This window comes from Arcobacter caeni, from assembly GCF_003063245.1.
Taxonomy (GTDB): domain Bacteria; phylum Campylobacterota; class Campylobacteria; order Campylobacterales; family Arcobacteraceae; genus Aliarcobacter; species Aliarcobacter caeni.
Window position 1 is genome coordinate 1 of the sequence record NZ_MUXE01000012.1, and the last position, 17,924, is coordinate 17,924.

Genomic DNA, 17,924 nt, shown 5'->3' on the forward strand with positions numbered 1-17,924 from the left:
TTCATCGCCGATAATACTGCCGGGTCCCCTGGTGGAAACGTAGGCCGCTGCCAGCTCTTGAGTTTTTTTACAAAGCTTTTTCTTATTTGAACTTATTATTAGTTCTTTTAGGAAGAAGCTTTTTTTTAGTCTACTCTTTTACCCGCTTCATCTTTTACTTCTTTACTTTGCTTTTTATTCTTTACTTTGCTTTTTATTCTTTTATTACTCTTCTTTCGATACAATCTCATCTGGTATATATTACATTACAGGATTTTTTTTGGAAAAGTTTTATTATAGTTATGATTTATTTAAAGATGATACACAGATTTTAGTAAATAAATGTAGAGATTTTGAACCTGATGTTTTATTAGCAGTTGCGCGAGGTGGATTAACGCTTTCTCATTTAATGGCACAAGCAATGAATATAAAAAAATTATATTCTTTAAATTCTATTCATTATGATGGTGAAGTAAGATTGGATACATTTAATATTTTTAATATTCCAGATATTTCACATTCAAAAAAAGTTTTGATTATTGATGATATTGTTGATTCAGGTGAAACAATGAGGGAAATTTTAAAGATTTTAAAAGAAAAATTCCCGAATATTGAATTTAAATTAGCAACTTTATTTTATAAAACTACAGCTGTTATAAAACCAGATTTTAGCGTTAGAGAAGCTAATACTTGGATTGACTTTTTTTGGGAAGTTGATGTTAAATAAATTACTTTAGGATATAGATAATAATGATATTAAATAATAAAATTAAAATATTTTTAGCTGTTGCATCTTTTATGATGGCATTAGCTATTAGCTTGGGTGCTTTTGGTGCGCATGGCTTAAAATCTATACTTGATGAGTATATGTTAAAGATATATCATACAGGTGTTGAATATCACTTTTATAATACTTTTGGACTTTTTATAGCTACTTTTCTTTATGCTTTAAAATCTAATTCAAAAAAAATATATATAGCTATTTGGCTTATAATTATTGGAATGTGTATATTTTCATTTTCTTTATATCTTTTAGCTGTTTTATCAATGCCAATTTTAGGAGCGATTACGCCAATTGGTGGCTCTTTATTGATTATTGCATGGATCATGATAACTTACGAAATTTTAAGACCTTAAATGAAAACTTTTACTATTTTAGGTGCTGGTTGGTTAGGTTTTGAACTTGCTAAAGTATTAAAGAGTAAGTATAAAATAAAAGTTTCTTCAAGAAATATTGAAAAACAAAAAATATATGAAGAAGAAGGATTTACTTCATATATTTTAAATGAGAATAATTTGAATTTTTTAGATGAATTATTAGATACTAATTATTTATTTATTAATTATCCACCTTCTAAATTTGAGAATTATTTAGGTTTTTTAGAAAAAATTTTTAATCATGTAAAAATAAAAGATATTGAGAAAATTATATTTATAAGTTCTACTTCAATTTATCCAAATATTTTAGGTAATTTTGATGAAAAATATAAAATAACTGATTCAAGTTCTAAAATAGTATTTGATGCTGAGGAACTTATAAAAAATAAAAGTAATATAATTTTTAGAGTTTCTGCACTTGTTGGAGATAATAGATATTTTGGAAAAAGAAGTGCAAATAAAATAGTTGAATTTCCAGATAGTTTAATAAATTTTGTTCATAGAAATGATGTGATTAGTGCAACTAAATTTGTAATTGAAAATAATTTAACTGGAACTTTTAACCTTTGTTCTAAAGAACATCCTACAAAAAAAGAAATTTATAGTTTTAATTCAAAAAAATATAATTTTGATATTCCAATATTTTTGGATAATAATTTCTTTTTAGATAGGAAAATTGATGGTTCAAAAATAGAAAAGTTAGGCTTTAAATATAAATATAATAATGTATTTATATTTTAATTTTTTAAATCTTGTTTTACCAGAAGCTTTACATATAAATGTTAAAATCTAAAATCAATAAATAATAAACTAAAAAAGGAATAACTATGGCAGTTAAAGAACATCAATTTGATATTTCAGCAAAACTTGATATGCAAGAGGTTAAGAATGCAGTAATTCAAGCTCAAAAAGAAATTGATACTAGATATGATTTTAAAGGTATTTCAAAAGAATTAGATTTAAATGTTGGAGCTAAAACTTTAACATTAATTAGTACAAGTGATAGTAAAATAGATGCAATGAGAGATATATTAATTTCAAAAATGAATAAAAGAGGTATTTCTATTAATTCTCTTGAAGAGTTAAAAAAAGAAGATTCAAGTGGTGGAAATAGAAAATATTCTTATAAAATAATAGATAGCATAGAAAAAGATGAAGCAAAAAGAATTCAAACAGAAATAAAAGGTTTGAAATTAAAAGTATCAGCTGTAAATCAAGGTGATGAAATAAGAGTTACTGGAAAAAATATTGATGATTTACAAAATATTATGAAACACTTAAAGTCACTTGATTTTAAAGCTCCTTTAGTTTTTGATAACTTTAAATAAATATACACACTTAATAAACAAAATTAGCTTATAATAAAAAACAATTTATTAGGATTTATTATGAAAGTTTTGTTACTAGAAGATGATGTTGCATTAAGTGATTTATTAAATGAACATCTTGAAGATAAAGGTTTTGAAGTAACTTTGTGTACTAATGGACAAGTTGCTTTAGAAGCTTTAATTGAGCAAAAGTTTGATATTGCTTTGCTTGATATTAATACTCCACAAATTAGTGGAATAGATGTTTTAAAAACTATTAGAAAAGAGTATAAAAATAATACTCCTGTTATTATTCTAACAGCTTATCAAGATACAAAACATTTAAAAGAATCATTTGAAAATGGCGTTGATGATTATATTAAAAAGCCTTTTGATTTAGAAGAATTAGATCAGAGGATTTTAAAACTTTGTAGACAATTTTTTATTAATCAAGATAATAAAATAGAAATCGATAAAAATCTATTTTTTGAACCAGAATCATGTCAAATTTTTAAAGATGATAAAATAATAAATCTAGCTTTAAAAGAAAGAGATATTTTGAGATATTTTTGTACTCATAAAAATAGAGTAATTTCAAGTGATGAATTATTACAAAATATTTGGGTTTATGATGAAATGCCTACAGATGCTACTATTCGAGTTTATATTAAAAATCTTAGAGAAATTATTGGTAAAGAAAAAATAACAACAATTCGTTCAGTAGGGTATAGATTTGAATAATGATGAAAAAAAAGCTTTAAGAAATTTTTTATTTATTTATGTTAGTTCAACAATTTTTCTTGTTAGTGTAATTTTATATGTTTATTATCAAAATGAATTAAAAATGGCGCATGATTCTTGTACTATGGAACTTAAAAATGCTTCTATGCAGATTAAAGCAGAAATTTTAGATAAGTATATGAAGAAAAAAGATTTTATTCCTCAAAAGTTAGCAAAAGAAAATATTAAATATGCACTTTTAGATAAAGATAAAAATATTATTTTTTCATATTTAGATGAAAGATTTCAAGTTGATTATTCTAAAAATATTTATGAAAATAGTTTTTATAACTATTTCATAACTACTCTTGATGAAGAAAATATTCCTATTAAATATATAATTATGGAAAGTTGTCAAGTAGTTAGTGATAAAAATAATATTAAAATATTAATACTTATAAAACTGATTATTAGTTCAATATTTATAGCTTGTGTTGGTTATTTATTGTCAAAAATTTTATTAAATCCTGCAAGAAAAAGAGTTGAATCAATGGATAAATTTATAAAAGATTCAGCCCATGAATTAAATACACCTATTACAGTTTTAATGACTTCTGTTTCAATGTTGAAAAGTGGAAAAAATCCTGAAAAAATGATGAAATATATTTTAAGTAGTTCTAAGCAGATTTCTCAAATATATAATGATATTCATTTTTCTGCTTTTAATGAGATAAATGAAGATGTTTTTGAAGAGTTTGATTTAAAAGATTTGGTTGCTGAGAGTACGGATTATTTTAATGATATTTCTATTACAAAAAATATTCAGATTAATTCGAATCTTTTTAGTTGTTTTATAAAAATGGATAAAACAAAAACTCAAAAATTAGTAAATAATTTAATTTCAAATGCAATTAAATATAGTTATAAAGACTCTATCATTGAAGTTACTTTAAAAAATAATATTTTGATCGTAAAAGATTTTGGAAGAGGAATAAGTAAAGAGGAAGAAAAAGAGATTTTTAAAAGATATAAAAGAGGAAATAATAACGAAGGTGGTTTTGGAATAGGTTTAGATATTGTAAAAAGAATTTGCAATGAATATAATTTACTTCTAGATTTAAAATCACAATTAAAAAAAGAGACGGTGTTTAGTGTTGATTTTTCTTCAATTGTAAATAAAAAGTAAATTGAATTATTTTTTTGTTAGAATACAAAAAATTTAAAAGATTAAAAATGATAAATGTAATTGAAAATTTAGAAATAAGTGAATTAAAAGATACAAAATTTATTCATCCAATAAAAGTGACTTTTAATCAAAATGGAAAAGATAAAACTTGGGAAGCTGTAAGAAGCCATAATAGTGTGGCAATTCTTTTATATCATATTGAAAAAAAAGCTTTTTTACTTGTAAAACAGTTTCGTGTTCCCATTTTTTTAAATGATAATTCTAAAACATTTACTTATGAATTATGTGCTGGATTAGTTGATAAAGATAAATCTTTAGAAGAAATAGCTCAAGAAGAAATTGATGAAGAGTGTGGGTATCATGTAAAAATAGATGATATTTTAAAAATAACTTCATTTTATACAAATGTTGGAATAAGTGGAGCTTGTCAATATTTATTTTTTGCTAAAATTGATGAATCAATGAAAATTCATGATGGTGGTGGAATAAATGATGAACAAATAGAAGTTATGTTTTTGCCAATTGAACAAGGTGAAGAATTTATTTTTGATGAATCAAAAGCTAAAACACCTGGTTTAATGTTTAGTTTTTATTGGTTTTTTAAAAATATAGAAAAATTAGGAGTTAAATGAAATATATATATGTAATTTTCTTACTTCTTAGTTCACTTCTTTTTGCTAATGAAGTTGAACAAAATCAATTAGAAAACAAACAACCAGAAGTAAATCAACCAGAACAAAAACAGCAAGAAGATTTAATGGATATTAATAATTCTTTTATTACAAAATATGAATATGGAAAAATGCTTTATAATAATCCAAGAGGAATAGGGTGTAATAGCTGTCATGGAAATGATGCGAGAGGAAGAAAAATGGTTGATTTTAAACATCAACTATTTGATAAAAAAGTTTACAATTGTACTTTAATTATTCCTGATATAAAAAGTATAGATTATGAAACTTTTTCACAGAAAGTAAATACTAAAAAGAATATAAATTTAAAATTTGAAAAAGAACAGGTTTGTGAAAAATTAATTCATAATGCTAATGTTATGCCAACATATTTCTTGGTTGAAGAAGAGATAGAAGCTATCTTTTATTATATACAAAATATGAAAAAATAGGATTATCTGGAAAAAGCTATTCCTAATCCTACTTTATGAACTTCTCGATCATAGTCAATTAAATTATTTCCATAACCTGAGAAAACTTGAAATATTCCATAGGTATCCGTTGCATATAAAAAGTCTGGTAATGGAAAAGTCCAATTTAATTCTGCTGAACCTTTATTTGAATCATTGAAATCAAGATTATTTCGTAAAGTTAATTCAAAAGTATGTTTTTTATAAGCATATAAAAAAGTTAAATCACCATTTCCATAATAATCTTCAATATTTGGATTATCATCATCTGCACTATCTTCAGGGAGTCTATACCAAACTTTTGGAATTATAAATAAATTTGAGAGTTGAAAATAACCTTCTAAATAGACTCTATTCCATGATCTTGATAATTCATCATTCTTTCCATTTGAAACATGGTTTAATGCAACTTTATAACCTTTTAAAGTGCTGGTACTTTTGTATGGAAATTGTATGAATACTTCAGGTTCATAATTTGTTTCTCTAAAAGGAGAAGAGTGTTCTCCTGTTTGCCAAAATGATTTTTGAGTATATGCAGCTGAAATTGATTCATTAAGTCCAAAGAAATTATATGAGATAGGTTTTTCTAAACTTATTTGGAAATTTGTTTCAAATGCATTTTGATCTTTTGGTGTATTTAATTGGTAGGTTGCAGGAAGAATATAATTTTTTTTATAAGGATAAAGACCAAAATCACTTGTAATTATTTGCTTTAGATTTTCATCTGTTTCTTTATCATTAACCTTATCTATTTGATTTTGATAAAAAGCTTTTTTCATATTAGTAAATGATTCAACTTTATGTTCATTATTTTTTGATAAATCAACTAAATATCTATCTTCTTGATTATTTTTTGGAAGATTTAAATCAGCAGCTTTTTTGTATAAAAGCATAGCTTCTTTATAGTTTCCTTGATTTTCTAAATCTTGAGCTTCCTGATAAATCTTATTTATATCATTACTCAAACATAAAGTACATATAAATAAGGGTAAAAATTTTTTCATGATTTGCCAATCTTATTTTTTATTACATTCTACATTAAAAAAAATTATAAACCTATTTTATACAATCTAAAAGAGTTTAAATGATATAATCGACCAAAATTTAGAGAAAAAGGTTAAGAAAAGATGCTTGTAGCGCCTTCTATATTATCAGCTGATTTTGGAAATCTGGCAAATGAAATAAAAGCAATTTGTGATGGTGGATGTGATTTAATTCATGTTGATGTAATGGATGGACATTTTGTTCCAAATATGACTATTGGACCTGTTGTTGTAAATCCTGTTGCCAAAGTTGCTACTAAACCTCTTGATATTCATTTAATGGTGGAAGATAATACATTTTTTGTGGAATTATTTGCTCCTTGCAAACCTTTATATATTTCTTTTCATATTGAAAGCGAAAATCATCCTCATAGACTTATTCAAAAAATTAGAGATTATGGAATAAAACCAGCAATTGTTTTAAATCCTCATACTCCTCCTGAAGCTATAGAATATTTACTTGAAGACTTAGATATGGTTTTATTAATGTCTGTAAATCCAGGATTTGGTGGACAAAAATTTATTCCATCTGTTATTGAAAAAGCAAAAAAATTAAAAGAATTAATAAATAAAAAAAATCCAAATTGTTTAATCCAAGTTGATGGTGGAGTAAATGACAAAAATATCCATGACTTAAAAGAAGCTGGAGTTGATGTTGTTGTTGCAGGATCTTATGTATTTGGAAATGATGATTATTCAAAAGCCATAAAAAGTCTGCAGGTATAAAAAATGAGAGTAAAAATTTGTGGAATTACAAATTTACAAGATGCTCTTGATGCTATAAATACGGGTGTTGATGCTTTAGGTTTTGTTTTTTATGCAGATTCTCCAAGATATATAACACCTTTAAAAGCTAAAGAAATAGTTGATAAACTTCCTCCTTTTGTGCAAACAGTTGGACTTTTTGTAAATGAAAATGAAAATTTTATAAATGAAGTTTGTTCTGAAGCAAAAATGCAATTAGCTCAAATAATTGATGATAATGATATATTAGATTATGAGTTATTAGAAGTGAAATCTGTAAAAGTAATAAGAGTGAAATCACAAAAAGATTTAAAGAATCTAAATAATGATTATTATTTATTAGATGCTTTTGTTGATGGTTTTGGTGGAGTTGGTAAAAGAATTGCTTTAGAGTGGTTTGAAGATATTGATTGTTCAAGATTTATTCTTGCAGGTGGTTTAACTTCATCAAATTTAAAAGAGTTAAATAATTATGGTTTTTATGGAGTTGATGTAAGTTCAGGTGTTGAAGAATCAAAGGGGAAAAAATCTAAACAAAAAATGATAGATTTTGTAAAAGAGGCTAATGAAATCAAATAGAAGGATTATTCCCAAACCTCAATTTAAGTTACAAAATATTCTACAAAGATTACTAAAAGAACCGATTTTATATACTGAATTTCTTGATTTATTAAAAGAAGCAACGGATTCTCTTTATGAAACTCCTGAACTTGAATTTGAATTACTTTTATCAAATGGTTTACCTTTGGAATTTGATGGAGATTTTGTTTATTTAAAAACGACAAAAACACCAATAGAAGAACAAATTTTTTGTATAGTTGATATTGAAACAAATGGTGGAAGTGCAAGAAATGGCTATCAAATAATCGAATTAGGTGCTGTTAAATATAAAAATGGTGAGATTATTGGTAAATTTGAATCTTTAGTTCACGCAAGAGAGATTCCACCTTATGTTCAAGAAGTTACAAAAATTAATCTAAAAATGCTTGAAGATGCTCCTCGATTAGAAAAAGTATTAAAAGAATTTAAAATATTTTTAGAAGATGATGTTTTTATAGCCCATGATATAAAATTTGATTATACTTTTATTTCTGATTCTTTTGAGAAATTTCATTTGGGTAAACTTTTAAATAGAAAAATTTGTTCTATTGATTTGGCAAAAAGAACTATTGAATCTGAAAAATATGGTTTGAGTTTTTTAAAAGAAGTTTTAAATATTCAAGTTGATAATCACCACAGAGCTTATTATGATGCTTTAACAACAGCCATAGTTTTTGAAAAAAGTTTGTTAAATATTGATAGTTCTAAGATTAAAACGGTTGAGGATTTAATTGCTTTTTCAAAAAGTGATAGTATTATAAATAATCAAAAAAAAGAGATTAAAAAAAATGTTTAACCAAGAAAATTATATTGAAGTTCTAAATTTTGTAGCAGCATCTCACGGGAATCAAAAGACTCCAAATGGATTGCCTTCTCTTGCTCATATAACTTGTGTAACAATGGAAGTTATAAATGCATGTGAGAAATCTCAGCTTGATGAAAAAAAAACAGATTTTGCTATTTCATGTGCCTTATTACATAATATTATTGAAGATACAAATATTACTTATGATGAATTATATGTAAAATTTGGAGAGGATATTGCTAATGGCGTTGAAGCTTTAACAAAAGATAAAACTTTAAATTCAAAACAAGAACAACTAAAAGATAATATTGAAAAATTACTTGCACAACCTTATGAAGTTCAAATGGTTAAATTGGCCAATAGAGTTACAAATTTAGGAACTCCTCCCGAAAATTGGGATAATGAAAAAATAATAGCTTATAAAAAAGAAGCTAGTTTTATTTTATCTTGTTTAGGAAATTCAAATATTTATTTAGCAAAAAGATTAAAAGAGAAAATTGAAAATTATAGTAAGTATATAAAAGAGTAAAACAGAGGTTAAATAACCTCTGTTTTTTAGTTAGTTTCTTGCGCTTCTTTAGCGTATTTAAGACCTAAATCGAATGCTTTGTTATTTATTGCATGTACTTTTTCAGGTACTTTTGAAAGCATTGTATTTCTTAGAACATCATTTGAAACAGTTTCACCTGTAAAATAATTAGCCATTGCTAATGCTAAAACTGATTGCGTAATAACATTTCCTACTTCTTCTTTTGCAATAGTAATAATTGGAATCTCATAGATTTTCCATTTTTTTCTATCTTCTTGTGTTGGAGTAACAAGATTTGGTTCAACAACAATAACTCCACCTTCTTTTACACCATTTTTGAATTGATCATAAGAGATTTGTGCAACTGATAACATGAAATCGATTTCACCATCATTTGCATAAGGATATAAAATTTCATCATCTTGAAGAGTAATATCAACAACAGTTGGTCCACCTCTTACTTGAGATGTATAAGTAGCTGTTTTTAAACCATATCCACCATCATTGATTTTTGCAGCTGCAAAAATTGATCCTGCAAGAAGTACACCTTGTCCACCAACACCTGTAAATCTCATTAATGTTTTATTTATTGCCATGTGTAACTCCTTATAATTGAACCATAGTTTTATTTTTATGAGCTTCTTTTACTTTTTCATAAGCTTCACAATATTCCATTGCTTCAGTATCTTGTTTTAAAATACCAGTAGGGAAAATACCTTTTTGCTCAGCTGGTTCTAATTTTTCAAATTTAGCTTTACCCATAGAAATAGAATCAATCCACTCTAAGTTAGCCATAGCTGTTGCCATTTTATTTTTTCTTCCTAAGTTAACATGACAGTTAGAGAATACTTCAACAAATGAGAAACCTTTATGTTCAAAAGCTTTTACTAAAGTTCTTTCAAGTTTTTTAGGATCAAGCATAGTTTCTCTTGCTACAAAAGAAGCTCCTGCTGCTTCAACTAATTTACAAGCATCAAATGTTGGATCAATATTTCCTCTACTCATAGTTACAGTCCACATACCTTGTGGAGTTGTAGGTGATGTTTGAGAGTTTGTTAATCCATAAATAAAGTTGTTGATAATAATATAATTTAAGTCAATGTTTCTTCTTGAAGCATGAATTGTATGATTTCCACCAATTGCAAGTCCATCACCATCTCCACCAACAACGATAACTTTTTTATCAGGATTCGCTAATTTAATTCCTGTTGCATAAGGTAATGTTCTTCCATGAGTTGTATGAACTGTATTACAGTTGATGTATGAAGAGAATCTTCCCGAACATCCGATTCCTGAAACAACACAAACATCATCCATATTCCAACCAATTTTTTCAATGGCTCTAATTACAGATTTTAAAATAACTCCATCACCACATCCCCAACACCATAGTGTTGGCATTTTGTCTGTTCTTAAATATTCATCATAATTAAATGCCATGATTACATTCCTTTCACTTTTTCAATAATTTCTAGTGGAGATAAAGGTCTACCATTTACTTTGAATAATGTATCAAAATCTGATCTTCCACTTACTCTTTGTACTTCATCAGCAAATTGTCCCATATTTAACTCTGTAACTAATACTTTGTTAAATCTTGTCATTAATTCTTTAATTCTTTTTGCTGGACTTGGCCAAATTGTTAATGGTCTGAACATACCAACTTTGATACCTTCTTTTCTCATTCTATTGATAGCTTCTGTAACACCTAATGAAACAGAACCGTACGCAATAATCATAATGTCAGCATCTTCTAACATATATTCTTCATTTAATTCTACTTCATCTAAATGAGCATCAACTTTATTGAATAATCTTTTCATTAAAGCATCACACATATCAGCATCTTCAGTTGGGTGACCTGTTGGTCCATGGTGAAGTCCTGTAAAGTGGTATCTATAACCTTCAAACATTGGATTTAAGATAGCTGGTTCATCAGCTCCTACACCATAAGGTTTATAATCTTTTTTATCACCTGTAAATTTTCTTCTTGAAATTTTACCAGCTTTTACTTCTTCTAAATCAGGAATAATAGCTTTTCCACTCATGTGACCAATTGTTTCATCTAATAAAACAAATACTGGTTGCATAAATCTATCAGCTAAATTGAATGCTCTTACTGTTTCTGTATAACACTCTTTTAAATTACCAGGAACTAAAGTAATAGATTTAACATCTCCATGAGTTGGATTTTTTGCTTGTAAAATATCACCTTGTGCAACTCTTGTTGGAAGACCAGTTGATGGACCACCTCTCATTACATTTACAACAACTAAAGGAACTTCTGAAATATACCCAACTCCTAAATTTTCTGCTTTTAAAGAAATACCAGGTCCAGAAGTTGCAGTCATTGATCTTTTTCCAGACATTGCAGCACCAATTGCTGTACAAATACCTGCGATTTCATCTTCCATTTGGATACATGCTTGTCCTCTAGCTGGTAATGCTGAAGAAAGAACATGCATTATTTCACTTGAAGGAGTAATAGGGTATCCACCAAAAAACTCAACATCTGCGTCAAGTGCAGCTTTTGCTGCTAATTCATTTCCTGTTGAAATTAGTTCTCTTGCCATTAATTCTCCTTACGCCTCTAGTTCTCTATAATTATTTTTTATAACCGCTTCTTTTCTCTCTTTTGCATCCTCTGTAAGTTTTGCAAATTTGAACTCTTTTTTATCAGCAACATAAATCGCAAAATCAGGACATGCTAATTCGCAATCCATACAACCAATACATGATTCAGGATGAACAACCTTAATCATTGAACCTAAAGTAGAATGAACTTCTTGTCTCATAGCAAGTACACCAGCTGGACATACTGAAACACATTTGTCACATGCTTTGCATCTAGCTTCATTAACCCAAACGGGTGTATTTGCAGGAGCTTCCATATTAGACATAATTTCTCCTTAAATTATTTTAATATCAATACTTGACTTAACTCAATATATTATCGTCAAATAATAGCCTATAATAAACTCAAAGAATGTTTTATCTTTGGAATTTATAAGTTGAATTTATCTCTTGTTACATTTTGCTACAAGATAATTATGAAATTAAAAATGCTTTTATAACCTATGTTTAAGCTTAAAATATCAATCTAATTTACATATAAAAGTATGAGTTAATAATGAAATTAAAACTCAGATTTATTTAACTTAGATATAATCTCATTAAATAAAATAAGGAAGATTTTTGGTTTTATATCAGCCAATAAATGGCTATTGTTACAACAGTGATACACATTTTTTATATGGCTTTATAATTGAAAATTTAAAAAAATATAAGAGTATCAAAGGTGAATTATTAGACATTGGAAGTGGAAGTGGAATCTTAGGTTTATTAGTTGCAAAAAATTTTGAAAAACTGAAACTAAATCAGTGTGAAATACAAAAAATGTTTCAATTCTTCTCATCTAAAAACTCAGAAATAAATAAAATAAATTCAATATTATATAAAGGTTCTTTTGAAGAAATTAATTTTGAGAAAAGATTTGATATTTGTGTTTCGAATCCACCTTTTTATCATAATGATGTAATAAAAAGTGATAATGAATGTTTGAAAATAGCTAGATATAATGATTCTTTACCACTTGAAGTATTTATTAAAAAAAATGCAACTATTTTAAATAGTGAAGGAAAGTTATTTTTTTGTTATGATGTAAAACAAATAAATAATATATTATTATTATTGAGTAAATATAAATTTAATTTGGAAGCTTTGCAGTTTGTTCATCCAAAAGTTTCAAAAGATGCAACATTGATTTTAGTTTATGCAAAACGAAATTCAAAATCTTTAACAAAAATATTAAAACCATTAATAGTTTTTGATGAAAATAATGAGTTTACTTCTGAAATCCAAGATATATATATAAAATCTTCTACACATAGTATAAAGGTTGATATTGAGTAATTTAATTAAAAAAGAGGGATTTAATTTTGCCTTTGAGCCAAGTGGTTGTGATAGTTGCAAAGGAAATTGTTGTATTGGTGAAAGTGGATATATTTGGGTTAATGCAGTTGAGATTCAAGCTTTAGCTTTACATTTAAAAATTACTGCTGAAGATTTAAAAAAAAGATATTTAAATAAAATCGCCTATAAATATAGCATAAAAGAGATACAATTAGCTTCCCAGAATTATGCGTGTTGTTTCTTTGATTTGGATAAAAAACAATGTTCTATTTATAATGTAAGACCAAGTCAATGCAGAACTTTTCCCTTTTGGGATTATTTTAAAGAAAATGAAGAAGAGGTTTATAAAGAGTGCCCAGCTATACGAAGTCTTTAGTACTTTGTTTATTATTATTCTTTTTTAATGGATGTAATAATAAAACTTTGGAAGTAGAAAATCAAGAACCAATAAAAACAAAATTTGTTGAGTTAAAAACTAAAAGTTTTGAATCAGAAAATCAATATATAATTTTAGCATTAGAATCAGAAAATCAAAAGTTATATTATGATGCAATGAATTTATATTTTAAATTATTTGAAAAAACAGATAATTATGAATATTTTGTAAAATATATAGCTATATCTACACATATACAAGATTATAAGATTGTTAAAGAACAGGCTTTAAAATATTATATTGATAATATCAAAGAAGAAGAAATTATCTTAAGATTGTATACATTTGCATTATTTAAATTAGGAAATCAGAAAGAAGCTTTATTAAGTGGTCAAAAGTTAGTTAATTTATTTAAAAATGATGTAAATTATGAACTTTTGGGAACAATTTATTTACAACAAAAAGATTATTTAAAAGCTTATGAATTATTTGAGAAATCATTTGCTTTAAATAAATCTGCAAATACATTTTTTAATCTGACAAATATTCAATATTTTAATTTGTCACAAAAAACTGAAGCTATAAATAAAATAGAACAATTTATAAAAGAAAATGGTCATGATTTTAATTTATCAATACAACTTTTAACTTTTTATGAAAAAGAACAGCAAACTCAAAAAATGGTTCCTTTTTTAAAAGAGATGTATTTTGAATATAAAGAAAATGAAGAAGTTGAAATGTTTGGAAAAACTAAACTTTTGTTAATAAAATATATAGCAAAAGATAATGTTGGACAAGCAATAGAGTTTTTAGAACAAAACCAAGATGAAGATGAAATTTTATTGAATCTATATAAAATTACAAACCAACCACAAAAAGCTTATGATTTATTAGGTAAATTATATGCAAGTAGTTATAATTTTGATTATTTAGGACAACAAGCAATTATAGAGTTTGAAATGGCTGAAGATAAAAGAAAAGTATTAAATGCTGTTATTGCTAAATTTGAAAAAGTAACGCAAAATATTGATAATCATATTTATGAAAATTATTTAGCATATATATTGATTGATTTTAATGTAAATGTACAAAAAGGTGTAATTTTAGTAAAAAAAGCATTACAAGAAGAACCAAATAATGTAGCTTATATTGATACTTTAGCTTGGGGAGAATATAAACTTAAAAATTGCAAAGAAGCTTTCAAACAAATGAAAAAAGTTGTTGATGAAATTGGATTAGATGATGATGAAATAAAACTACATTGGGAAAAAATAAAGGAGTGTAAAAAATGATTTTAGATGAAATAATCGAAAAAACAAAAGAAGATTTAGAAAAGAGAAAAAAAGAGATAAGTTTAGATTTATTAGGAAGAACTTTATCTTCAAATCCTTATGCTCCAAGAGATGTAAAACCATATTTAAGATCTACAAAAGAAGAACCGATTAGGATTATTGCTGAGGTTAAAAAGGCAAGTCCTAGCAAAGGAATTATAAAAGAAGATTTTGATCCTATTTTAATAGCACAAGCTTATAGTAATAGTGGTGCAAATGCAATTTCTGTTTTAACGGAACCTCACTATTTTCAAGGAAATTTAGAGTATTTAACTGCAATTAGAAGATATGTTCCAACGCCACTTTTAAGAAAAGATTTTATTGTTGATAAATATCAAATCGTTGAAGCTTTAGTTTATGGAGCAGATTTTATTTTACTTATTGCAAAAGCTTTGGGAACAAAAGAGTTAAAAGAACTTTATGAATATGCTATTCATTTAGGTCTTGAAGTTTTAGTTGAAATTCATGACCTTGAAGATTTAACAAAAGCTATTAAAAGTGGAGCTACAATTATTGGAATAAATCATAGAAATCTTGATACTTTTGAGATGGATATGACTTTATGTGATAAATTAATTCCTTTAATTCCAAATGGAAAAATAATTGTTGCAGAATCTGGTGTTTCAAATGTTGAGACAATTAAAAGATTAAGTTCTATTGGAGCTGATGCTTTTTTAATTGGTGAACATTTTATGAGAGTTCCAAGTATTGAAGATGAGTTAAAAAAATTCAAAAATGCTTGTAACTAGAAAACTATTTAAAAGAGATATTCTTTTAAATAATTTTCAATTTTAGGAATATTATCTTTTCTACAAACCAAACAAGTTGGCATATTTGCTAACTCTTTTGGTAAACTTGTAATTTTTAAATCATTTTCATATTGGTGTTTTTTTACAATACTTAAAGGCAACAAACTTTTTCCCATTCCAGCTTTCACACAACCTAAAATTATTTCATAGTTTCCAAACTCTAAGGTTTTAAAATCTTCATCTGAACTATTTTTTAGATAGTTTTGTCCAAATTCATTATACGCACAACCATTTTTAAAAGACAAAAAAACATTTGGAGCATTTTCCATTTTTGGCTCAACAATTACTATATTTTCTTCAACTTTATTTAGAACTATTAACTCATTATTTTTTGGAACACCACTAATAAATGCAATATCGACTTTATAATCAAGTAGTTCTTTAGTAATTTCTCTTGTGGTATTTGTTATTAGTTCTAAACTCATATTTGGAAAATCATTATGAAGTTGAACTAAAAAAGGAATTATTCTTGTAGTTGCATTCGATTCTGTTGAACCAATTATTAAATGTTCTTGATTTGTGATATTTTTCATACTAAAAGTTGCAAGTTCAACTTTTTTTACAATTTCAAGAGCATAAGGATAGAGTTTTTCTCCTTCTTTACTTAAAATCACACCTTTTGGAACTCTATGAAAAAGTGAAAATCCTAAAGATTTTTCAAGTTGTTTTATTCTTGAAGTTACATTTGATTGGGCAAAATTTAATTTACTAGCAGCCTTTGTAATACTGTTTTCACGGGCAACTTCGACAAATACTTTTAATAAACTTGAATCCATATCTCTTTTCCTTATATCATAAATCATGATTAGATATTTGACTTAATATCATTTTTAGTGATATTATACAGAAATACTAAGGAGAGAGAGTATGAAAAGTATAAGTTTATTAGATAAAAACTCAAATATTGCTATTTTACTTGCAGGAATTATTGCACTAATTATTGGTGTTGGAGTTGCAAGATTTGTTTTTACATCATTATTACCATCAATGTTAGAGAATTATTTAACTATTAGTTTTGCAGGTGTATTAGCTTCTATTAATTATGTTGGATATTTAGCAGGTTCTATATTTTCAGTTTTTATAAAAGATATAAATACGAAAGTAAAATTTTTTAGATTAGGTATGTTTTTAGCTGTAAGTACAACTCTTATGCTTGGAATCACAACTTCTGAGACAGTCTGGATAATATCAAGAGTTCTTGCTGGATTTGGGGCTGCTATGGCTTTGGTTGTTGGTTCTGCTATTGTTATGAATAAATTAAATATTCAAAATAAAACTAAAGCAATGGGAATACATTTTTCTGGAATAGGATTTTCTATTTTAGTGAGTGATTTTATAGTTAGAATTGTATTTCATTTTAATGGAACATGGCAATTTGCTTGGATAGTTTTGGCATTTTTTGCTTTTGTTATGTCGTTTTATTCTATGTATATTTTATCTTATGATAAAGAAGTTAAACAAAATAGTGTAAAACATCATATTGATAAATCTCTATTTTCGCCTTTTGTGATAATTCTAATTATGGCATATTTTTGTGAGGGTGTGGGAATGGTTGTTCAAGGAACTTTTTTACCTGATATTATAAATTCTTTAAAAGGATTAGAAGGATTTGGAAGTTTTACATGGACTTTAGTTGGGGTTGCTGGAATTCCATCTTGTATTACTTGGATGATGTTAGCTCATAAATATGGAAGTGTAAATATAATTATTTTGGCAATGTTTTTACAAGTTATTGGTATTTTGATTTCAGCATTAACAAATAATGTATATTTAAATTTACTTTCAGGAATTTTATATGGTGGAACTTTTATAGGATTAGTTGCATTGTTTATGAATTTAGGTGGGAAATTAGCAGGTAATAATCCTGTAATGTTAATGGGTGCATTAACTACAGCTTATGGAATAGGGCAAGTAGCAGCGCCACTTTATAGTGTCGCTTTAATAGAACATTTTAAAACTTATGATTATACTTTGTATGTTACAGCATTTATTGTTTCAGGTGGAATAGTGTTGCTAATATTGACTAAAATATTTAATTTAAAGGGAGAATAAAATGCCAGTTATAAATGTAAAAATGACACACGAAGATGGTGGTGCTACAAAAGAGCAAAAAGAAAAGTTATCAAAAGGTATCACAGAACTTTTTGCACAAATCTTTAATAGAGGCGCTTCTAGTGCTGTTGTGATTATTGAAGAAGTAAGTACTGATAATTATTCGGTTGGTGGAAAAAGCATTACTCAAATAAGAAATGAAGAGAAAAAACAAACAAGTATTTAAAGACAA

24 protein-coding genes are annotated in these 17,924 nt (G+C 26.2%); 18 read left to right on the top strand and 6 right to left on the bottom strand.

Annotated features, from left to right (window positions below; translation table 11 throughout):
- Positions 1–259 precede the first annotated feature (259 nt).
- The 8 genes from B0174_RS08480 (at position 260) to B0174_RS08515 (ending at position 5,473) form a co-directional block, all read left to right on the top strand.
- Positions 260–706 carry a phosphoribosyltransferase gene (locus B0174_RS08480; RefSeq protein ID WP_108559663.1) on the top strand — a complete coding sequence of 149 codons (447 nt, stop codon included), beginning with the start codon at positions 260–262 and terminating at the stop codon, positions 704–706.
- 23 nt (positions 707–729) lie between these two features.
- A complete protein-coding gene (locus B0174_RS08485; protein WP_108559665.1) occupies positions 730–1,116 on the top strand; it encodes a DUF423 domain-containing protein in 387 nt (128 codons plus the stop codon).
- On the top strand, positions 1,117–1,878 hold the full coding sequence (locus tag B0174_RS08490) for a Rossmann-fold NAD(P)-binding domain-containing protein (protein WP_108559667.1): 762 nt from the start codon (positions 1,117–1,119) through the stop codon (positions 1,876–1,878).
- Positions 1,879–1,964: 86 nt separating this feature from the next.
- Positions 1,965–2,465 carry a YajQ family cyclic di-GMP-binding protein gene (locus B0174_RS08495; RefSeq protein ID WP_108559669.1) on the top strand — a complete coding sequence of 167 codons (501 nt, stop codon included), beginning with the start codon at positions 1,965–1,967 and terminating at the stop codon, positions 2,463–2,465.
- A 60-nt stretch (positions 2,466–2,525) separates the two neighbouring features.
- Complete coding sequence (locus B0174_RS08500) at positions 2,526–3,185, top strand: response regulator transcription factor (protein ID WP_108559671.1); 660 nt, start codon at positions 2,526–2,528, stop codon at positions 3,183–3,185.
- Positions 3,178–4,350, top strand: a complete 1,173-nt coding sequence (locus B0174_RS08505; protein WP_108559673.1) for a sensor histidine kinase — start codon at positions 3,178–3,180, stop codon at positions 4,348–4,350. Before B0174_RS08500 ends, B0174_RS08505 begins: the two co-directional genes overlap by 8 nt.
- Positions 4,351–4,397: 47 nt before the next feature.
- The gene (locus tag B0174_RS08510) at positions 4,398–4,982 is read left to right on the top strand and encodes an NUDIX domain-containing protein (protein WP_108559676.1); all 585 of its coding nucleotides are present in this window, start codon (positions 4,398–4,400) and stop codon (positions 4,980–4,982) included.
- Positions 4,979–5,473, top strand: coding sequence for a hypothetical protein (locus tag B0174_RS08515; RefSeq protein WP_228156438.1), 495 nt, complete (start codon positions 4,979–4,981; stop codon positions 5,471–5,473). The genes B0174_RS08510 and B0174_RS08515 overlap by 4 nt, the downstream gene beginning before the upstream one ends.
- A gap of 2 nt (positions 5,474–5,475) precedes the next feature.
- Here the strand turns inward: B0174_RS08515 and B0174_RS08520 are convergent, their stop codons facing one another.
- Positions 5,476–6,495, bottom strand: a complete 1,020-nt coding sequence (locus B0174_RS08520) for a phospholipase A (protein ID WP_108559679.1) — start codon at positions 6,493–6,495, stop codon at positions 5,476–5,478.
- A gap of 123 nt (positions 6,496–6,618) precedes the next feature.
- Here B0174_RS08520 and rpe point away from each other — a divergent pair, with 123 nt between their 5' ends.
- From rpe to B0174_RS08540, 4 genes are read left to right on the top strand one after another with little or no spacing between them, the layout of a single operon-like run.
- Complete coding sequence (gene rpe / locus B0174_RS08525) at positions 6,619–7,260, top strand: ribulose-phosphate 3-epimerase (RefSeq protein WP_108559681.1); 642 nt, start codon at positions 6,619–6,621, stop codon at positions 7,258–7,260.
- Between the two features lie 3 nt (positions 7,261–7,263).
- The gene (locus B0174_RS08530; RefSeq protein ID WP_108559683.1) at positions 7,264–7,857 is read left to right on the top strand and encodes a phosphoribosylanthranilate isomerase; all 594 of its coding nucleotides are present in this window, start codon (positions 7,264–7,266) and stop codon (positions 7,855–7,857) included.
- Positions 7,844–8,674, top strand: coding sequence for a 3'-5' exonuclease (locus tag B0174_RS08535; RefSeq protein ID WP_108559685.1), 831 nt, complete (start codon positions 7,844–7,846; stop codon positions 8,672–8,674). Before B0174_RS08530 ends, B0174_RS08535 begins: the two co-directional genes overlap by 14 nt.
- A complete protein-coding gene (locus B0174_RS08540; protein WP_108559687.1) occupies positions 8,667–9,212 on the top strand; it encodes an HD domain-containing protein in 546 nt (181 codons plus the stop codon). The genes B0174_RS08535 and B0174_RS08540 overlap by 8 nt, the downstream gene beginning before the upstream one ends.
- Before the next feature lie 26 nt (positions 9,213–9,238).
- Here the strand turns inward: B0174_RS08540 and B0174_RS08545 are convergent, their stop codons facing one another.
- From B0174_RS08545 to B0174_RS08560, 4 genes are read right to left on the bottom strand one after another with little or no spacing between them, the layout of a single operon-like run.
- Positions 9,239–9,808, bottom strand: coding sequence for a 2-oxoacid:acceptor oxidoreductase family protein (locus B0174_RS08545; RefSeq protein ID WP_205663514.1), 570 nt, complete (start codon positions 9,806–9,808; stop codon positions 9,239–9,241).
- 10 nt (positions 9,809–9,818) lie between these two features.
- Positions 9,819–10,652: a 2-oxoglutarate ferredoxin oxidoreductase subunit beta gene (locus B0174_RS08550; protein ID WP_108559689.1), complete on the bottom strand. Its 834-nt coding sequence runs from the start codon at positions 10,650–10,652 to the stop codon at positions 9,819–9,821.
- 2 nt (positions 10,653–10,654) lie between these two features.
- Entirely contained in the window at positions 10,655–11,785 is a 1,131-nt protein-coding gene (locus B0174_RS08555) for a 2-oxoglutarate synthase subunit alpha (protein ID WP_108559691.1), read from the bottom strand.
- Positions 11,786–11,794: 9 nt separating this feature from the next.
- Positions 11,795–12,112 carry a 4Fe-4S dicluster domain-containing protein gene (locus tag B0174_RS08560; RefSeq protein ID WP_108559693.1) on the bottom strand — a complete coding sequence of 106 codons (318 nt, stop codon included), beginning with the start codon at positions 12,110–12,112 and terminating at the stop codon, positions 11,795–11,797.
- 295 nt (positions 12,113–12,407) lie between these two features.
- On the opposite strand from B0174_RS08560, the gene B0174_RS08565 reads away from it, so the two are divergent.
- From B0174_RS08565 to trpC, 4 genes are read left to right on the top strand one after another with little or no spacing between them, the layout of a single operon-like run.
- Positions 12,408–13,124, top strand: coding sequence for a tRNA1(Val) (adenine(37)-N6)-methyltransferase (locus B0174_RS08565; RefSeq protein WP_108559695.1), 717 nt, complete (start codon positions 12,408–12,410; stop codon positions 13,122–13,124).
- Positions 13,117–13,500 carry a YkgJ family cysteine cluster protein gene (locus B0174_RS08570; RefSeq protein ID WP_108559697.1) on the top strand — a complete coding sequence of 128 codons (384 nt, stop codon included), beginning with the start codon at positions 13,117–13,119 and terminating at the stop codon, positions 13,498–13,500. Before B0174_RS08565 ends, B0174_RS08570 begins: the two co-directional genes overlap by 8 nt.
- Before the next feature lie 47 nt (positions 13,501–13,547).
- Positions 13,548–14,792, top strand: coding sequence for a tetratricopeptide repeat protein (locus B0174_RS08575; protein ID WP_205663515.1), 1,245 nt, complete (start codon positions 13,548–13,550; stop codon positions 14,790–14,792).
- A complete protein-coding gene (gene trpC / locus B0174_RS08580) occupies positions 14,789–15,580 on the top strand; it encodes an indole-3-glycerol phosphate synthase TrpC (protein WP_108559700.1) in 792 nt (263 codons plus the stop codon). The genes B0174_RS08575 and trpC overlap by 4 nt, the downstream gene beginning before the upstream one ends.
- Before the next feature lie 8 nt (positions 15,581–15,588).
- Here trpC and B0174_RS08585 read toward each other — a convergent pair whose 3' ends face one another.
- Positions 15,589–16,416: a LysR family transcriptional regulator gene (locus tag B0174_RS08585; protein WP_108559702.1), complete on the bottom strand. Its 828-nt coding sequence runs from the start codon at positions 16,414–16,416 to the stop codon at positions 15,589–15,591.
- A gap of 91 nt (positions 16,417–16,507) precedes the next feature.
- Between B0174_RS08585 and B0174_RS08590 the strand changes: the two genes are divergently transcribed.
- Together B0174_RS08590 and B0174_RS08595 are read left to right on the top strand one after the other, a co-directional pair.
- Positions 16,508–17,692 carry a YbfB/YjiJ family MFS transporter gene (locus B0174_RS08590; protein ID WP_108559704.1) on the top strand — a complete coding sequence of 395 codons (1,185 nt, stop codon included), beginning with the start codon at positions 16,508–16,510 and terminating at the stop codon, positions 17,690–17,692.
- 1 nt (position 17,693) lies between these two features.
- Positions 17,694–17,918: a tautomerase family protein gene (locus tag B0174_RS08595; RefSeq protein WP_108559706.1), complete on the top strand. Its 225-nt coding sequence runs from the start codon at positions 17,694–17,696 to the stop codon at positions 17,916–17,918.
- Positions 17,919–17,924: the final 6 nt, after the last annotated feature.

What these genes read in the sequence shown, in the direction of transcription:
- B0174_RS08530 (WP_108559683.1), top strand. Translation starts at nt 7,264, where the DNA reads ATGAGAGTAAAAATTTGTGGAATTACAAATTTACAAGATGCTCTTGAT.
- B0174_RS08490 (WP_108559667.1), top strand. Translation starts at nt 1,117, where the DNA reads ATGAAAACTTTTACTATTTTAGGTGCTGGTTGGTTAGGTTTTGAACTT.
- B0174_RS08545 (WP_205663514.1), bottom strand. Translation starts at nt 9,808, where the DNA reads ATGGCAATAAATAAAACATTAATGAGATTTACAGGTGTTGGTGGACAA.
- B0174_RS08555 (WP_108559691.1), bottom strand. Translation starts at nt 11,785, where the DNA reads ATGGCAAGAGAACTAATTTCAACAGGAAATGAATTAGCAGCAAAAGCT.
- B0174_RS08500 (WP_108559671.1), top strand. Translation starts at nt 2,526, where the DNA reads ATGAAAGTTTTGTTACTAGAAGATGATGTTGCATTAAGTGATTTATTA.
- B0174_RS08540 (WP_108559687.1), top strand. Translation starts at nt 8,667, where the DNA reads ATGTTTAACCAAGAAAATTATATTGAAGTTCTAAATTTTGTAGCAGCA.
- rpe (WP_108559681.1), top strand. Translation starts at nt 6,619, where the DNA reads ATGCTTGTAGCGCCTTCTATATTATCAGCTGATTTTGGAAATCTGGCA.
- B0174_RS08510 (WP_108559676.1), top strand. Translation starts at nt 4,398, where the DNA reads ATGATAAATGTAATTGAAAATTTAGAAATAAGTGAATTAAAAGATACA.
- B0174_RS08520 (WP_108559679.1), bottom strand. Translation starts at nt 6,495, where the DNA reads ATGAAAAAATTTTTACCCTTATTTATATGTACTTTATGTTTGAGTAAT.
- B0174_RS08535 (WP_108559685.1), top strand. Translation starts at nt 7,844, where the DNA reads ATGAAATCAAATAGAAGGATTATTCCCAAACCTCAATTTAAGTTACAA.
- B0174_RS08550 (WP_108559689.1), bottom strand. Translation starts at nt 10,652, where the DNA reads ATGGCATTTAATTATGATGAATATTTAAGAACAGACAAAATGCCAACA.
- B0174_RS08485 (WP_108559665.1), top strand. Translation starts at nt 730, where the DNA reads ATGATATTAAATAATAAAATTAAAATATTTTTAGCTGTTGCATCTTTT.
- B0174_RS08590 (WP_108559704.1), top strand. Translation starts at nt 16,508, where the DNA reads ATGAAAAGTATAAGTTTATTAGATAAAAACTCAAATATTGCTATTTTA.
- B0174_RS08495 (WP_108559669.1), top strand. Translation starts at nt 1,965, where the DNA reads ATGGCAGTTAAAGAACATCAATTTGATATTTCAGCAAAACTTGATATG.
- B0174_RS08585 (WP_108559702.1), bottom strand. Translation starts at nt 16,416, where the DNA reads ATGGATTCAAGTTTATTAAAAGTATTTGTCGAAGTTGCCCGTGAAAAC.
- B0174_RS08515 (WP_228156438.1), top strand. Translation starts at nt 4,979, where the DNA reads ATGAAATATATATATGTAATTTTCTTACTTCTTAGTTCACTTCTTTTT.
- trpC (WP_108559700.1), top strand. Translation starts at nt 14,789, where the DNA reads ATGATTTTAGATGAAATAATCGAAAAAACAAAAGAAGATTTAGAAAAG.
- B0174_RS08560 (WP_108559693.1), bottom strand. Translation starts at nt 12,112, where the DNA reads ATGTCTAATATGGAAGCTCCTGCAAATACACCCGTTTGGGTTAATGAA.
- B0174_RS08595 (WP_108559706.1), top strand. Translation starts at nt 17,694, where the DNA reads ATGCCAGTTATAAATGTAAAAATGACACACGAAGATGGTGGTGCTACA.